The 15,614-nt window shown below is 47.2% G+C and carries 10 protein-coding genes; 4 read left to right on the top strand and 6 right to left on the bottom strand.

Annotated elements, in window-relative coordinates; translation table 11 throughout:
• From BM030_RS12040 to BM030_RS12015, 6 genes are read right to left on the bottom strand one after another with little or no spacing between them, the layout of a single operon-like run.
• Nucleotides 1-1,272, bottom strand: coding sequence for an exo-beta-N-acetylmuramidase NamZ family protein (locus BM030_RS12040; RefSeq protein ID WP_244518901.1), 1,272 nt, complete (start codon nt 1,270-1,272; stop codon nt 1-3).
• Nucleotides 1,256-2,272, bottom strand: a complete 1,017-nt coding sequence (locus tag BM030_RS12035) for a glycosyl hydrolase family 18 protein (protein WP_090973854.1) — start codon at nt 2,270-2,272, stop codon at nt 1,256-1,258. The genes BM030_RS12040 and BM030_RS12035 overlap by 17 nt, the downstream gene beginning before the upstream one ends.
• A gap of 8 nt (nt 2,273-2,280) precedes the next feature.
• On the bottom strand, nt 2,281-3,900 hold the full coding sequence (locus BM030_RS12030; RefSeq protein WP_090973853.1) for a PKD domain-containing protein: 1,620 nt from the start codon (nt 3,898-3,900) through the stop codon (nt 2,281-2,283).
• Between the two features lie 4 nt (nt 3,901-3,904).
• Entirely contained in the window at nt 3,905-4,663 is a 759-nt protein-coding gene (locus BM030_RS12025; protein WP_090973852.1) for a hypothetical protein, read from the bottom strand.
• Between the two features lie 2 nt (nt 4,664-4,665).
• Nucleotides 4,666-6,198, bottom strand: coding sequence for a SusD/RagB family nutrient-binding outer membrane lipoprotein (locus BM030_RS12020; RefSeq protein WP_090973851.1), 1,533 nt, complete (start codon nt 6,196-6,198; stop codon nt 4,666-4,668).
• A gap of 10 nt (nt 6,199-6,208) precedes the next feature.
• Nucleotides 6,209-9,220, bottom strand: a complete 3,012-nt coding sequence (locus BM030_RS12015; protein ID WP_090973973.1) for a SusC/RagA family TonB-linked outer membrane protein — start codon at nt 9,218-9,220, stop codon at nt 6,209-6,211.
• A gap of 1,071 nt (nt 9,221-10,291) precedes the next feature.
• Between BM030_RS12015 and BM030_RS20045 the strand changes: the two genes are divergently transcribed.
• From BM030_RS20045 to BM030_RS12000, 4 genes are read left to right on the top strand one after another with little or no spacing between them, the layout of a single operon-like run.
• On the top strand, nt 10,292-10,807 hold the full coding sequence (locus BM030_RS20045) for a carboxypeptidase-like regulatory domain-containing protein (RefSeq protein WP_211657594.1): 516 nt from the start codon (nt 10,292-10,294) through the stop codon (nt 10,805-10,807).
• The gene (locus tag BM030_RS12010; protein ID WP_211657593.1) at nt 10,789-13,428 is read left to right on the top strand and encodes a SusC/RagA family TonB-linked outer membrane protein; all 2,640 of its coding nucleotides are present in this window, start codon (nt 10,789-10,791) and stop codon (nt 13,426-13,428) included. The genes BM030_RS20045 and BM030_RS12010 overlap by 19 nt, the downstream gene beginning before the upstream one ends.
• An 11-nt stretch (nt 13,429-13,439) precedes the next feature.
• Nucleotides 13,440-14,855 carry a SusD/RagB family nutrient-binding outer membrane lipoprotein gene (locus tag BM030_RS12005; protein WP_090973972.1) on the top strand — a complete coding sequence of 472 codons (1,416 nt, stop codon included), beginning with the start codon at nt 13,440-13,442 and terminating at the stop codon, nt 14,853-14,855.
• A gap of 14 nt (nt 14,856-14,869) precedes the next feature.
• The gene (locus tag BM030_RS12000; RefSeq protein ID WP_139215886.1) at nt 14,870-15,301 is read left to right on the top strand and encodes a hypothetical protein; all 432 of its coding nucleotides are present in this window, start codon (nt 14,870-14,872) and stop codon (nt 15,299-15,301) included.
• Nucleotides 15,302-15,614: the final 313 nt, after the last annotated feature.

The following is a 15,614-nucleotide window of genomic DNA, read 5'->3' as shown; positions in this document are numbered from 1 at the left end:
CTAATTCACATCATCTGGATAAAGCAGGTACCTATTCCTAAGTTTCTTATACGCATCCAGATCTGCCTTCCAACTATCCCGTATTTCCGCTTCAGTTAACCCCGCAATAATTTGCTTCCGTAGCTCGTCCGTACCCGCAAGCTTGTCGAAAAAATCCGGGCGTGCGAAAAATGTATCTTTAAAAGGCGCTTTTTGATAAAAATCGATGAGGTATTTCAAAGTAAACGTATGTTCCTGCGGGTCTAGGTTACGGAGGTCTATACCATAACATAATTTTCCCTTTTGCTCCACATGCGCGGCCATGCCCGGCTTGGTACCCGGCGTAAAAGTGAAGTCACCGAATACCGGATCGGGATAACCCACTACCTGAAACGGCCAATCCGTTCCTCTTCCTACGCTGATATCAGTCCCCTCAAACAAGCAAAGCGACATGTACAACCGTACGGACAAGTGGTTCGGAAGACTGGGCGAAGGAATCACAGGCAACTCGTAAGGCGTGCTATGATCATAGTTCTGCACCGGAACAACTTCCAGATCGCATTGGGCACCGCCGTCCAGCCACCCTTCCCCATTAATCATCTTGGCCAACTCACCCACGGTGAGGCCATGAATCATGGCAATCTTATGGTAGCTGACGTTGGATTTAAAGCGGTCGTCCTTTCGCACCGGCCCGTCCACCTGATCGCCGTTGGGGTTGGGCCTATCCAGCACAATCAGTTTTTTCCCGTTATTTACGCACAATTGCATAACACGGTGCATGGATGTGATATAGGTATAGAACCGTGCACCGACATCTTGCAAGTCAAAAATCATGACATCCACGGAAGCCACAATGGAATCTGCCTTCTCATTTTTTCCATACAAGGAATAAAGCGGTAGGCCGGTTTGTTCATCCACTTCATTTGACACCTTCTCACCCCGTTCAATATTACCGCGGAACCCATGTTCCGGGGCGAAAGCGAATTTCAGGTCAATGCCGTTCTCCAGGAGCACATCCACCAAGTGCTCTTTGTCGGGCCCCACGACAGACGTCTGATTACCCATCAGCCCAACTTTCTTACCTTCCAGCAAAGGCAGATAGCGCTCCAATTGGTCGGCGCCGGGAACTATTGGGCCATTTTTTTCTACAGCGTCCGACACGACCAAATTGCTTCCCGACTGTCTGTTGGACTGTTCCGCTGAATTACAGCTTACAATCAAAAGCACGAAACTTATCCAGCTTGCCACTATCGCTTTCTGTTGCGTAACCAAATATCTATCGACCGACATCATAAGCTGCCTTTAATAATGAATTATCCCCTCGTGCATCTTGGTTGTATTCCCAAAACATCACGCCGTTCGCCTGATCTTTCGCTAATTGGGTTTTGGATTTCACGGTATTTACGCCATTATAGTAATACGCTACATTATTGATGATAAACTCGTCCAGCAACGGATCCGCCCCGGCCGTCAGTAGCGCGGAAAAAGTCATCGAAGCATTATTGGCGTTTTTCCCGTAGACGGGTATTCCCAAGACCGCTTTTTCTTTTGGCAATCCCTTTTCCTCCATCCAAATATTCAGCACACGCTCTGCCATTCCCAAAGAAGAGTGATGATTAGGATTATTCGGATCAGTTCCAATACCGTCATAGGCCATGAGGTTAACGAAATCTACGTGGTCAAGGGCCTCCGGCGTAATACCGTCCCTTACCGCTCCCGCATAAATCCCTGCTGTTACCGCAATGCTGAGATACTTATGCCAGCTATGCAATTCTGCCGAAAGCTCCTCGACAAGTAATCGCAGTACTACATCTCCCCCCTGATTGGCCCTAGGATACTCCCAGTCCAAGTCTACACCATCTAACTGATGCAAAACGGCGAAGTCAACTACATTCTTCACAAATTGTTTGCGGGTTGTGGCATTAGCCATAACCGTCCTGAATACGGTTTCAGAACCGCTCAACGAGATGGCCGTCTTAACATTCCTGGTTTTTGCGAGCTCCTTAAGTGCTTGAAAATTACCCAAATTAGCCAATGCTTGCAAAGTGCCGTCCTCCCTTGGATTCAGAAAGGCGAAATGGAGGTGAGTGACATAGTCCAGTTTTGATGTATCAAAGGATGTAGGCGCCGTGTTATGATAACAGTACGCCACCCGCTTGAATTGCTCGTCTGGCACATATTCGCCAGTCGGCTTTTCGCCTCCAAGGACATACCCGTCGGGCACCCAGATTACTTCTTTGGAGCAAGAAGCTAAAACAGCCACAGCGAGAAATAAAATCAGATTCTTTTTCATAATACAATTTACCGTTTCACCTGATCGACTGCCATGCCATAGGGCGCATATCCCTTCAGCAAGAATGTAGCAGGTTCAGTACCATTCAAATTATAACGCTTGATCCCCGAGTTGGCGGCAGATGCCCCTAAGGTGGGCGGATTGCCCGAGCCATATACATCGCTTATCGCTCGATAAGGGTAATATAAGTATCCCTCGCCGTTTTCATCCACTACGATATCAATATTTGTGATGTAGACATATTCACCGGCTGCCCCTTGATCACTATAGCCGCCGGCTCCAATGTTCATTGTCCAATGGTTATCCACAGCCACAATACCGGATCCATCTAAGTTTGTGCGATAAAGCCCTAAGGCGCGCCCCTCATCTGCACGGTTAGTAGCAAAATAAATATGACCGTTTACATGATCCACCACAAATGCACGTACGGCATGCTTGGCTATCTCACCTCCAATTTTGCCGATATAGGCGCCGTCATAGCCAAATTTATAGATCCCTTTACCGGTCGTACCTGCATAGGATACCCATATTTCATTGCCCACTTCTTTAATGTCTGAAGCAAAATACGTAGTGGTAGCTTCACCCGCAATTGTTGCATTAATGTTAAACCTTGGTGACGGATAAGCCGCCTCCGATGACGAAGCGTTAATGACTCGAACGCCCCAGTTCCGGCATGTCCACCAGATATTGCCATATCGATCTACCGTATTCATCCATGGGTCATCGCGGTAATCAAGCGATGTAGCCACCGGCCGGGTAATAAGGTTCTCCCCAGTACCATCCAAATTAAAGGACTTCAGGACACCATCGGCCCTTGCTGCGTCACCCGACGAAAACCGAGTACCAAGGCCCGTCTCAGACAAATATAACTTGTCTCCCTTTACCGATAGTCCAAAAGGATTATATCCCGTGGTTACACCGATCCACTCCACTTCCGATTCCGTTTGGGTTGTCAATTTATAGCGATAAATACGACGGGTGAGCGCGTCGGTGAAATAGATGGTTTTCGCTAATTCTCCCTGAACCCATATGGTTGTTTCGGTTGACAACGTCTCTTCACCGTCATTAACTGTCAGCTTTATCACGTGTTCCCCTTCCGTCTCGAACTGTACCGTCGGATTCGGCAAGGTAGACGTTCCGGCCTCTCCAAAGTCCCATTCGTAAGCTATATCTCGGCCTGGAAAACGGAACACCCTCGCCGAAAAGGTAACGTCTAAAAAAATGCCTATATTCTCCGGCACGATGATTTCCGGCTGTTGTTTTAAAATAGTAACTGACTTCGATACTTCCTTCTCTACGCTGCCTTGCCGAGCGACCAACTTGACCGTGTAGGTTCCAGGCAATTCATATAAGATGGTATCAGGAACCATTTTGTCAGACTGCGATACGTCTACCGTATCGCCGTTTGTATAAATGGTCTTTCCTCCCGCATATTCCCACAAAAAGCTATCAGCATTTCTCGATCGGTTGGTCAACCGCACTTTGGCTGGGGCATAAACCTGGCCCTCAGGGAAATCAAAATTGGCGATATGTTCGCCCGTATGTTCCAGAACAAGCACCTCGTTTCGGTCGCATCCTGTAAACAACAATATGGCACAAATAATATGCAATAGTTTCAAACTCTTCATAACACTAGAGGTTGTTAGTAAACGTTCTTGTCGTCGCTGTGATAGCCCCTGTCGGCGTTGTCGCCTCTACTTCTATTACGACGTTATAGGTCCCCAATTTGGAAATTTGGGTTACCGATCCCGCCAACTCTTGCCGGGAAAGGTTGTTCCGCACATAAGCCCTCCCCTCTGCAGTTACCGTGGCCCCTGATACCGTCTCATCCGGTGCGTCTGGGAAAATTGCTTCAAAATCCGTCCCATTGATGTTATAGGCAACAATGCTTTTTAGAACTTGCCATTCATTATCCGGTAATGCTTCGATAAGTGACCCATTGCTTGGATACTTTCCTTCCTGCATGGTAATTACATATTCTCCCGGAATGACGTAGTTGTTCGTATTCGTGACCCAATACTGCATGAGTTCATCATGAGATATTGTTTGCCAAGCGCGCTTAGCCAGTATGGTATCAGTAACCGACAACGTGGTATACGTTTCCGCTACAGTTCTGAAATTACTGCCATGCTCCAGAGTAATATCCAATCCAAACGTTTCATAAATCGTCTCGTAGAAGGTTATGTTGTCATAACGGTCATCACGCTGCCATGTAGACGCCGTTACGATAACCGTATCGCCGATAGCCGGACGGGTATTATCGTATGTCACCCTTAGTTCGGCTGTATACTCACCGTTTGAAATTCCCAGTTCGGTAATCGGATCATTCTTTTCGCAGCCCGCGAAAAAACCAGCTAACAACGTTGATAATAAAATATATATCTTCTTCATACCTATGGCATTTTTAATGTTGACTGCTCAGCCCACCAGATTGGAGTAAACACCCAATCCCTCGCCGCTGCGCCCAAACGAGCAATCTCCTTTGGATTATAAATATATTCGGTCTGGGGATCATACGGCAAACGTTGGATATATCTGCCACCCCACGCCGTTACAAATCGAGGATAATACAGATACGGGTAAGCATGCGTACCATAGCCGTATCGACGGATGTCCACCCACGATTCCGCTTGGAGGTATAACGCTAACCATTTCTGCGTCATAATATCGGAAATTTGCAGATCGTCAGCATGTTGCACAACTTTCGCGGATCCCATAAAATTGATGAGATGCCCTTCCTCTACTCCTAACCGCCGAAGGTTGTGTTCAATGCCTTGCCGATAAGCATTCAACGCTTCCTCAAATCGCTCAAGATAGAATAGCGCTTCTGCCTTGATGAAATAAAGCTCTTCCTTAATCATATACGGATAAGGTGAGTTATCTGATGTCCAATAACCATTGTAGAGGTTCGCGAAATCCTGATAAGTGGTGCCAGTGGGGAGATTGGGATCTTGCAACCCTTCAGACATTCTGGCTCCGTAGTAATTGTTTCTTGCTCCTGGGGTAGTCAATTTATATAAACGGGGATCATAAATACCGGCGTCAGCATCGATAGCCAGTGTTTTCATCAACACATCCGTAGGTAAGGAATTGGCCAAATCATTCCGTATATCTGCGAATTGCCATTCTGGATTCGGGCGCGTGTCTCCCCAAAGGTTTTTTTCCCAAGGTGATGACGACTCTTCTGGGTAGCGGAACATGGCATCTTCAAACCCTTCCAGTGCTTTATCTACTGAAGTTAATACTGCTTGATACCCGTTCTGAAAATTAGCGGTATGCAATTTCAACCGCGCCCGGACGGCCTCGGCAAAATAGATCCAACGCTGATAGTCGCCCGAATAAACGAGATCCGAAGCCCCATTCATAGTAGGTGCCGCAGGGCCTACGCTATTTAGCTCCGTGATACCTTCATCAAGCCATCGCTCTACACCCCGATAGACGTCCTGTTGCGTATCATATACCGGATTGAACGAACCAGAGTATGCCTCGCTGAAGGGCATGTCACCAAACACGTCTGTCGCCGTTAAAAAGCTGAATGCAGCTAAAATCTTACCCACGCCCGTATAATTATTAGCACCGTCTTCCCTAGCCCTGACCAACATGCCCGCATCGCCTACAATGTTCGACCCCACATCGAAATAATGCCAACGCCATGCCCCTAACCTCGTGATGCCGTTATAATTCCAGGTATCGGTCAGCGCATTACTATTACCCAAACGTGTGGTCACATAATAACTATGGTAGGCGGCCCACCTAGCCTGCGAATATAATGAATACGCCAGATTGGCCTGAATGCTTGGCAACCGCTGCGATACCGGCACACTAACCGGCTGAACCGGATCTTCGTTAATATCCAGCGAACTGCAAGACATCAAGCATCCCAAGGTCAGGATCGAAACTATAATACTGTTGAATATTTTTTTCATATTTATACCATTACAATGAAACCGTTAACCCAAATGAATACGTGCGGGGTAATGGAATAGCGCCATTATCAACACCCATCGTACTCGCTCCTGTTCCACCTGCGTTCGGCCCGGCACTGTTCACTTCCGGGTCACCCCCAGAATAATTTGTAATCAAGATCGGATTCTGGGCGGAAAGCTCCAAACCTAGGTTACTCACCCCCAATCTGGCCGCCCAAGCTTTAGGCAACGAGTAACCCAGTGTAATGAATCGAACCCGAGCCCAATTTACCTTTTCCACGAAGTTCGTTCCTACCTGATAATAATTATTTGCAAAGAAACTATAATCCAGCACCACGGGGGTAGCATTCTTTATGTATGATCCATCCTGCTGAGCCACAACACCATTAAAGACGAACTCCCTATCCCGCCAAACACCAATATCATACGCCGTACCAACAGACATCATCCGCTGCCTTGAGGCATTCAAGATATCGCCTCCGAAACGGAAGTCCCACATGAAAGAAAGATTAAACCCTTTGTACGACAATTTGTTCAACCAGCCAATATTGAATTCCGGTTCGCGGTTCCCAATATATCGTTCCGTTCCATCAATTAGCGGATAACCATCATCGCCGACAATTACGTAGCCTTCTTCCGTGCGCTGATAATCCGTACCTACAATGCCTAACACTGCATCGCCTAGCGTAGTAGCCGCTACTCCTGCATTAAGTTGTGCATTTGTATATTTGAATGTTACGATATCACCTGCAAACTCCAGCATCTCCGATGTATTCCGCCAACCATTAACGGTGGTACTCCATGTAAAGTCCTGATTTCTTATCGGGATAGCATTGACCGACAGTTCAACCCCTTTATTTCTCAGCGAGCCGAGGTTAAATGTTTTGATCACGTAACCAGAAGGTAATGGCACCCGAGGAGTCATGATCATATCTTTTGTTTCCTTCACATAGCGCGTGAAATCCATGTTCAGTCGTCCACGGAAAAAACTCAACTCTGTGCCTACCTCAAGTTCCGATGTCAATTCCGGCTTCAAATCCGGATTGCCTCCTGTAGCGTTAACCGAAAAACCGCCTCCTACTGTCACCACCTGATTGAGGTTTGTGTTCGTACGATATATCGGAGCATCCTTACCCACTCTGGCGTAGCTCACTCTCAGTTTCCCGTACCAGTCATCCGGATTAAACAGTTCACTATAAGTAAAGCTTCCCGAGTAGGAGGGTGAATAAAACGTTCTGGAGTGCTTGGGTAATGTCGACGACCAATCATTACGCCCGGTAATACCGAGTGATAATAAGTTCTTGTATTCCACCCTGAAGTCTCCATAAACAGCATATCGCTGTCGTCGCAACCAGCTTTCAGTCAAACTGAGGTCATTCCGCTCCACGACGTTCGGCGAAGGGATATCTCGTACCAGAAAATTATTTGCTGCGTAAGCCAGTGTATGCCCATCGTAATACTCGCTATTGAAGCCCAGGATAAATGTAGCCCTGAAATCATCCCAGAATGTACGGTCGAATGTTGAATTGAACGTAGATGTGACAAATTTAGTAATCCCTTTGCTGTCCGTAACCCGCCCGTCGAAATAGGTTCCCGGAGTGCCCGGCATCGTCACTGTACGATAACTTGAATTGGTATAATCCTGACCCAATCTGTACGAAAGGGTTATCCAATCCAACGGCTTGTAGTCTAGGTTTCCATTTATAATCACCCGATCCACATTATTATTGCGTGGATTTTTCATCACGCCCCACATCGGCGATATTCGGGCATTTCTCGGATCTTCCTGCTCTTGATAAACATAGTAAGGTTCTCCGTTGGGATGCTGGTACTGCAAGATATCATACATCAACGGATAAGTCAATATGCTATTGATCCAACCACCAGCACTTGCACCGCCCAGACCCTCTTGAATATTATTTTTCACGTAATTAGCCGATGTAGTCAGCGTCATTTTCGTGCTCAACTTAGCCGTACCTTTAACCAATAGTGAAATCCGCTCCTGTTCCGTATTGGGTATGGTAGAGCCGGCATTGCGATATCCTCCAGACACGTAGTATTGCAGCCGCTCACTACCACCATTGACATTAAGATTCAAATCATGCGTAAGCCCTGTTTCAAAAAAACGGTCGATATTATTGTATACCGGCTCATCGTAGCGGAACTTCCTACCCCACGAACTACCGGACGATTCGTCGTAGGTTCCGCCGAGTCCCACTGTATATACACCTTGCTGTCGAGGCGTCCGGCCCAGTGTCTCCACAAAAGATCGGTATGCCCCGTTAACCTGGAGAACACCCTGTCTACCTTTCTTTGTGGTGATAATAATTGCCCCCGAAGCTGCATCGATACCATACAATGCCGCTGCTGCGGCACCTTTCAAAATGGAAATATCTTCAATATCCTCTGGATTGATGTCAGCAATCCGGTTAACAGTAAAATTAGATGATGAATTGTTCACCCGGATGCCATCTACGATAAACAACGGTTGATTGTCTCCGGTAAGTGTAGTTGAACCCCGCAAAATGATCTCCGATGGCAAACCAGGGGACCCGCCTGACGAGGAAATCTGCGCGCCCGCAATTTGCCCTTGAAGCGCATTGATCAGATTAGGCTGATTGGCAGCCCGCATGTCATCCCCTTTGATGTTCTGCACCGAGTATGTGAGCGTTTTCCGATCACGTTCGATGCCAAGCGCCGTTACAACCACCTCATCCATCAACGACGCGTCTTCGGACAACGACACATTAATGACGCCGTCATCCCCAACCACACGCTCTTCAGCTATCGCACCGATAAAGGAAAACACCAATGTTTGCCCCTTGGTTACAGAAATACTGTAAGCACCATCTTGGCCTGTACTGGTTCCCACAGACGTTCCCTTTACTTGCACTGAAGCCCCCGCAGCAGGCTCCCCCGTTCCTTGCATGGTTACCACGCCGCTAACAGTTATTTGCTGCGCGTAAACACCATGGGTTAAAAAAACCAAAACGATACTAAGCCATCGTAGTGTTTTGCTCATGTTCAAATAGAATTTGGTGTAACATTTTATGCTATAATTTGGTTTATTCACACTCATCTTGCAGCTCTACAATAACTAACCGCCGTACGACCATCCTTAGTTGACAATTAGCATATACCAACCCCGATATACACATCAACCCCTGCACCTCAAACAAATGCTTTTACTTATGAAAAAGCGAAAGTTTAAATTGGTCATGCAAGTATAAAAACTATTTTTTAAAAACATGCACGTTTATGCATGTTTTTTTAATTAATGCCAGAAATCAGCAAAATCAACCAATTATGACGGGTTCAAAATTTTTAAACCTCGCAAAAAAACGCAGCAAACACGAGTGCACACATTAACAAAGGCAAAACCGTCAGACAGGCTGATATCAATCCAAGGCCTGAACCCCAAAATTGCGATTCAAGCCCTTAAGCTGTACAGGCCCCGTTTCCATGCCTTGTGTTCACCCTTGAGGAGGTCAGTTGCCTGTGCCCTATTTAGGCACGCCTTCGATGGCCAGAACGAAGGGCTCTTTCGTGTGCTCGTAAGCACATGTGGCGATGAGTCTGTTCTGGAGTAGCTAACTTTGCCTCATGCATGATCGTATGGCTGCGGAGCGCCTGACGGTAGCGCGCGCCGTTTAGATTCGTATTGCCAAGTGCTGGCTAACTAGTGTAACAACTCATTTTACCATACAATGATGCATAAATCATTAAAAAAACAGCACTATTCGACCAAAAGTTGATTAATTATGTTATTTTTTTTAAAAAAACCATGCATAAACATGCAAATGATTTAAAATTAATTTCTATTATTGTAAAACCATATAAATATAAACCTGTGTTTGATTGATTGAGGTGTGTTTTTGTGTTTTAAGGTATTGCGTACTGATAGTGTCTTTACGTTCTACTAAGTGAATCATGAATTGAATTGTGCGTGGATGAAACTCAAGATTCAAACATGATTAGTAGCTCGGTTTACAAAAGACAATAAATTATACTTAATTGGTTTCAAGCAACAATTTATCATTCAATAAATCCATAATTAACAACGTTATGTCAAACTAAAAAACCCCAATTCATTATGCTAAAGTACTCTACTAAACTACTATTTTTGTCATTGCTGATGGCGCTGGCCGTTCCTCCAGCCGTGTTTGCGCAGCTCCGCGTTATTACGGGAAAAGTGACGTCATCGGATGATGGCACAGCCCTATCCGGTGCCAGCGTTACGCTGAAAGGAACCACAAACAGCACAGCCACGGATGCCAATGGCAATTTCCGCCTTAGCGATGTTCCCCAATCCGGCGGAATTCTGGTGTTTTCCTCCATAGGCTTCCAGACTCAGGAAGTCCCTATTGGCGGACAGAACACAGTGAATGTTTCCCTATCAACTGATGCTACCGAGCTGTCAGAGGTGGTGGTTACTTCACTCGGTATCGAAAGGTCAAGGAAGTCACTGGGCTTTGCCGTGCAATCAGTAGGCGCTAAGGAGCTGACGGAGGTGAAGCAGCCCAACATTGTATCGGCCCTACAGGGACAGGTGGCCGGTGTGCAGACACGAACACAGGTGGTGGCCCGGGCATGGGGGCAAGGATTGTAGTGAGAGGGTTAACCTCTTTAAATCCCAATGCCGATAACCAGCCTCTTTTTATTATTGACGGTATTCCGATCGACAATAGCGTCAATGACAATGCGTCGAATCAACGGGGCATGAGTAATAGGGCGGCAGACATTAACCCGAATGATATCGAAACCATCAGCATCCTGAAAGGTGCCGCGGCCACCGGTCTTTATGGTGTGCGGGCTGCAAACGGAGCCGTGGTGATCACGACCAAAAGTGGCGCATCGGGAAGCGGGCTCACCATCAACGCAGGGACCAGCTTCAGTGCGGAAGAGATTAATAAACTTCCGGAATTCCAGAGAAATTACGGGCGGGGATGGTACGGTATAGATGATGGAGGGGTGTATTCCGCGTCAGGGGCGCTTATCGAGGCCCAGTCTGTGGTGGATCCCTCTTATATCTTTTATGACAACTATAAGAACTTCTACCGGACGGGCGGCATGCGTGATCATTTTTTCAATATGTCAGGCGGAAAAGATGCATTTACCTTTTATACATCCGTTAACCATACCAAACAGGAAGGGATCATTCCTTTCTCCCATTGGGGAAGGACATCGGCACGTTTGAGGGGAACGGCGAAGTTCAGTGAGAAGTTTGACGTGGAAGGCAGCGTGAATTATTCCAATTCCGGTGGCAACAGGGTACCTCATACCACGATGGGTGAACGGTTGATGTACTGGTCGCATACGCAGGATATCAGGGAATATGAGAATCCCGATGGCACCCAGATAGCAGGCATCCTTTCTGCTAACCCGTTGTATAACGCCAAGTACATGACCTATGTGGACGACGTAGACCGTACCATCAGCAACTTGAGCTTTAACTACAAGCCTATCGACTGGCTGCGGTTTACCTATCGGTTTGGCCATGATTTTTACGTGGACAAGCGTGAGGAAATTTCACCCGGGCCGTTGGGAATAGCCGGAGAAAATCGCAGCGGCCTTAGCGCCCTCGGTTTCATGGAGCAGCGCAGGTTTATTAACCGAGTGATAAACTCTAACTTCTTCGCAACCTTCGATAAGGAAATCACCCCCGACCTGCGGGCGACGGTGCGGGCCGGGCATGAATTATTTGAAACAGACCTCAATTACAGCTACAACTTTGGGGAAGAATTCGTAACACCAGGTTTTTACAGCTTTAGTAATGTAACGCGTCATGTGATAACCGAAAACACCTATAGAAGGCGGTTGATTGGTGCTTACGGGGATGCCTCATTGGATTATAAGGGCTTCTTATTCCTGAACCTTACCGCACGGAACGACTGGACCTCTACGCTGCCCAAAGGAAATAACTCATTCTTTTACCCTTCTGCCAGCATGAGTTTCGTGTTCAATGAGGTACTGAACCTGCCCAACGCATTAGACTATGGAAAACTACGTGCCGCCTACGGACAGGTAGGTAAAGATACGGATCCGTACAGAACGGCAGCCACCTATACCACGGCAACCGGGTTCCCGCTAAATGGCCAGGTAGGTTATGTACGGTCGGCCAGCAGAGGAAGCAATGAATTAGTTCCGGAAATGACCACTACCCTTGAATTTGGTACCGAACTACAATTTTTTAAGAACCGCTTAGGTATTGACTTTACCTGGTACAAGGCCAACAGTAAAGACCAAATCCTGTCCGTACCGGTATCCAATACCACCGGTTATTCGCAGGTATGGATCAATGCCGGCGAGATCGAAAACAAGGGTATTGAACTGATTCTTAACGGCACCCCGGTTAAAACAAATAATTTCCGCTGGGATGCTACAGTTAACTTCACCCGGAACAGAAATATGGTTGTGGATATAGCCGATGGGGTTAGCGACATCACGTTGTTACAGCAGAACGGTTATGTGAATTCTCATGTAACCATGAGAATTGCAAAAGGCCGACCTTATGGCGATCTGTATGGGACCTCGTACCAACGTTACTATGAGGGCGGTCAACCGGAAGGACTCATTTACTTAGACAAAGACAGGCCTAAGGTAATTGCCAATTCCGGCGGTTTTGCAGGATTCCCACTAATGAATACGACCAATCAGATGGTACTCGGAAACGGCATGCCCAATTGGTTGGCCGGCATTCGGAATACATTCACCTATAAAGGGGTGTCTCTTTCTGTCCTCATCGATACCCGTTGGAAAATTGACCAGTTTGACCAGTATGGTGTATGGCTGGCGGCATTCTTGAAGCCTGACTATACCAACGACAGGAATGATGTGGTGATATTTGACGGCGTGACTCCTGACGGCCAGCCCAATGACCAACAGGTTTGGCTGGGGCAGGGCCTTGGTCCAGACGGAAGAGATTATGCCGCTGGCTATTACCGGAATATTCATCGGGTGATGTCAGAAAACTTCGTGTATGACGCTTCTTATATCAAGTTGCGTAACGCAACGCTTGCCTATAACCTGCCAACGCGGTGGATTACCCCACTAAACCTGAAAGGCTTATCGGTTTCCGCATCCGTAAACAATGTTATTTTATGGACGCCCTGGCGTAATTTCGATCCGGAATCCTACTCCACCGGTGCAGGCAGTAATGCTACCGCCCTCACCGGTATGGGTTATCCCGGTGCCAGAAGCATGTTCTTTTCTTTAAATCTTACCCTCTAATGTTTAAAAATATGAAACTAAGAATCTTTATATTATTAATCATCACAGGGGTTTTCACAAGTTGCGAGAATTACCTGGATGTTAATACCGATCCGAATAACCCGACTGCGGTTCCCGTTAAAGGGTTGATGTCTGTCGCCAGTATACGAACCGCCTCTAACACGGCAAGTATGGGATATCATACCTCGTATTTTGTACAATACCTGGCCGGCCCCAATGCAGGCGGAAATACCGATACCCATCAGGAGATCAATGCGAACACGACATGGGTGAACATTTATAATGTTCTGAGTAACCTGAGCGATATGGAGCTGATGGCCGAAGAGCAGGGGGCACCCAACTATGTAGGTGCCGCTAAAATCATGAAGGCTATTAACCTGGCGCTTTTGGTGGACGCCTGGAACAGCGTACCGTATTCAGATGCCTTTTTTGTGCAGACGCTCAAACCCACGTATGATGACGGGCAGCAGCTTTACACGGAAATATTTACCCTGTTAACCGATGGTATCGCCAATCTGCAGCAAACCACCACCACACTCATCATGGGGGAAGATGACTTCGTGTTTGGCGGCAACCTATCGCAATGGATTAAAGTAGGCCATGCACTGCGGGCACGTTATCTGAATCATTTAAGTAAAACCTCGTCTTACGACCCGAATGCCGTACTGGCCGCTATTGCCAATGGCCTGGAGAGTAATGCCGATGATGCTAAAGTGACGTATACGAATGAAGTCCGGAATCCGTGGGGAGCTGTGGCCATTAACCAGGCCGGATTGGTGCTGGATGGTTGGATATCGCAGCAAATTGTGGAGGCTATGGATGGCACCACCTTTGGCGTAGTTGACCCCCGTATGGAATTTATGTTTAGCAGAACCCAGCATGGCACTTTTCGGGGTACCCGAAACGGTGCAGGGCGTGATCCTGACGTTGTCGATCTCCGACTGGATGCCTCCACATTGGTGGAGGGCACTTTTTATGCCGACAGGACCTCCCCGGTATTGGTCATGACATTTGCCGAGCAGAAGTTCATTGAAGCCGAGGCACATCTGGCTCTTGATAATAAGTTTGCCGCATATACCGCCTACCTTGCCGGAATCCGGGCGCACATGGATATGTTAGCGGTCTCGGCGGCAGAACGGGACGCTTACATCAATAACCCTGCAGTTTCAGTAGGAGAAGAAGACATCACACTTGACTTGATCATGAAGGAAAAGTACGTAGCCTTGTACCTGAGCCCCGAAACCTGGAACGATGCCCGACGGTATGATTTCAACTATGCGGATATGACCATACCCGATCAATTAAACCCGGACCTGAATGGGCAGTTCAGCAGAAGATTGCAGTATCCTTCAAGTGAGTTCACAACCAACTCAGACAATGTGCCAAGGGTTAATTTGCTGGACAGAATCTGGTGGGATCAAAATTAATAACCATGATGACTATGAAATCTTATATAAGACTATTTACATTATTTGTTTTTGCAGCGACCGTTGGCGCCTGCGAAAAAAACGCCGTAGGCCCCTCTTATGAAAAGATCGGGACCTCCACTTCTACCAACGCGTTCATTACGGTTTCGCCCGTGTCGGCTACTGCCCCGACAACAGACACTGAGCTAACGATAACCTTGAGGTATGTAAACGTCGCGAGCGACCCTGCAAAATCGCTTGTACTGAAGCTGCGTGAAGGAAACGGCGATTTTACGACTATCCAGACTTTTGACGAGTCCAATCAAAGTACAGGGGTTGAACACACGCGTACCGTGAACTATACCGTCACACAACCTGCTGGTACTTCACTAACTTTTAGACTGGAATTAACCACTCAGGTTGAGTTCCCTAAGCTGGTTGACCGCGCCGCTTTCCCCGTGCGCTAGAAACCGGGTGCGACATCGCATACCAAAAAGGGGCAGTCCAAAAGACGGCCCCTTTTACATTTTATCTATCTCATTATTTTTGGTCGGCGGTCCAAGTCTAACCCTTACCACCCCCTCCCATCCTTTCAGGGCGAACCTATCCGTTACAGGCCGGTGATCTCAAACGCCGCTCTTCGGCTAAGTTGGTGAGTTGGCGAAAAGAATGCATAGACGTTAAGACGTATCCGCCCTATGAACTACATGTTTGATTGCTGCACTATTTTCTTATAGTTCTGTGGATATAGGTCTTTCAGGTTCTTGTGGTTGATGGCCA

This window comes from Parapedobacter composti (genome assembly GCF_900112315.1).
GTDB lineage: Bacteria > Bacteroidota > Bacteroidia > Sphingobacteriales > Sphingobacteriaceae > Parapedobacter > Parapedobacter composti.
The sequence above is the reverse complement of the archived record's forward strand: the minus strand, read 5'-3'. Positions and strand labels throughout refer to the sequence as shown.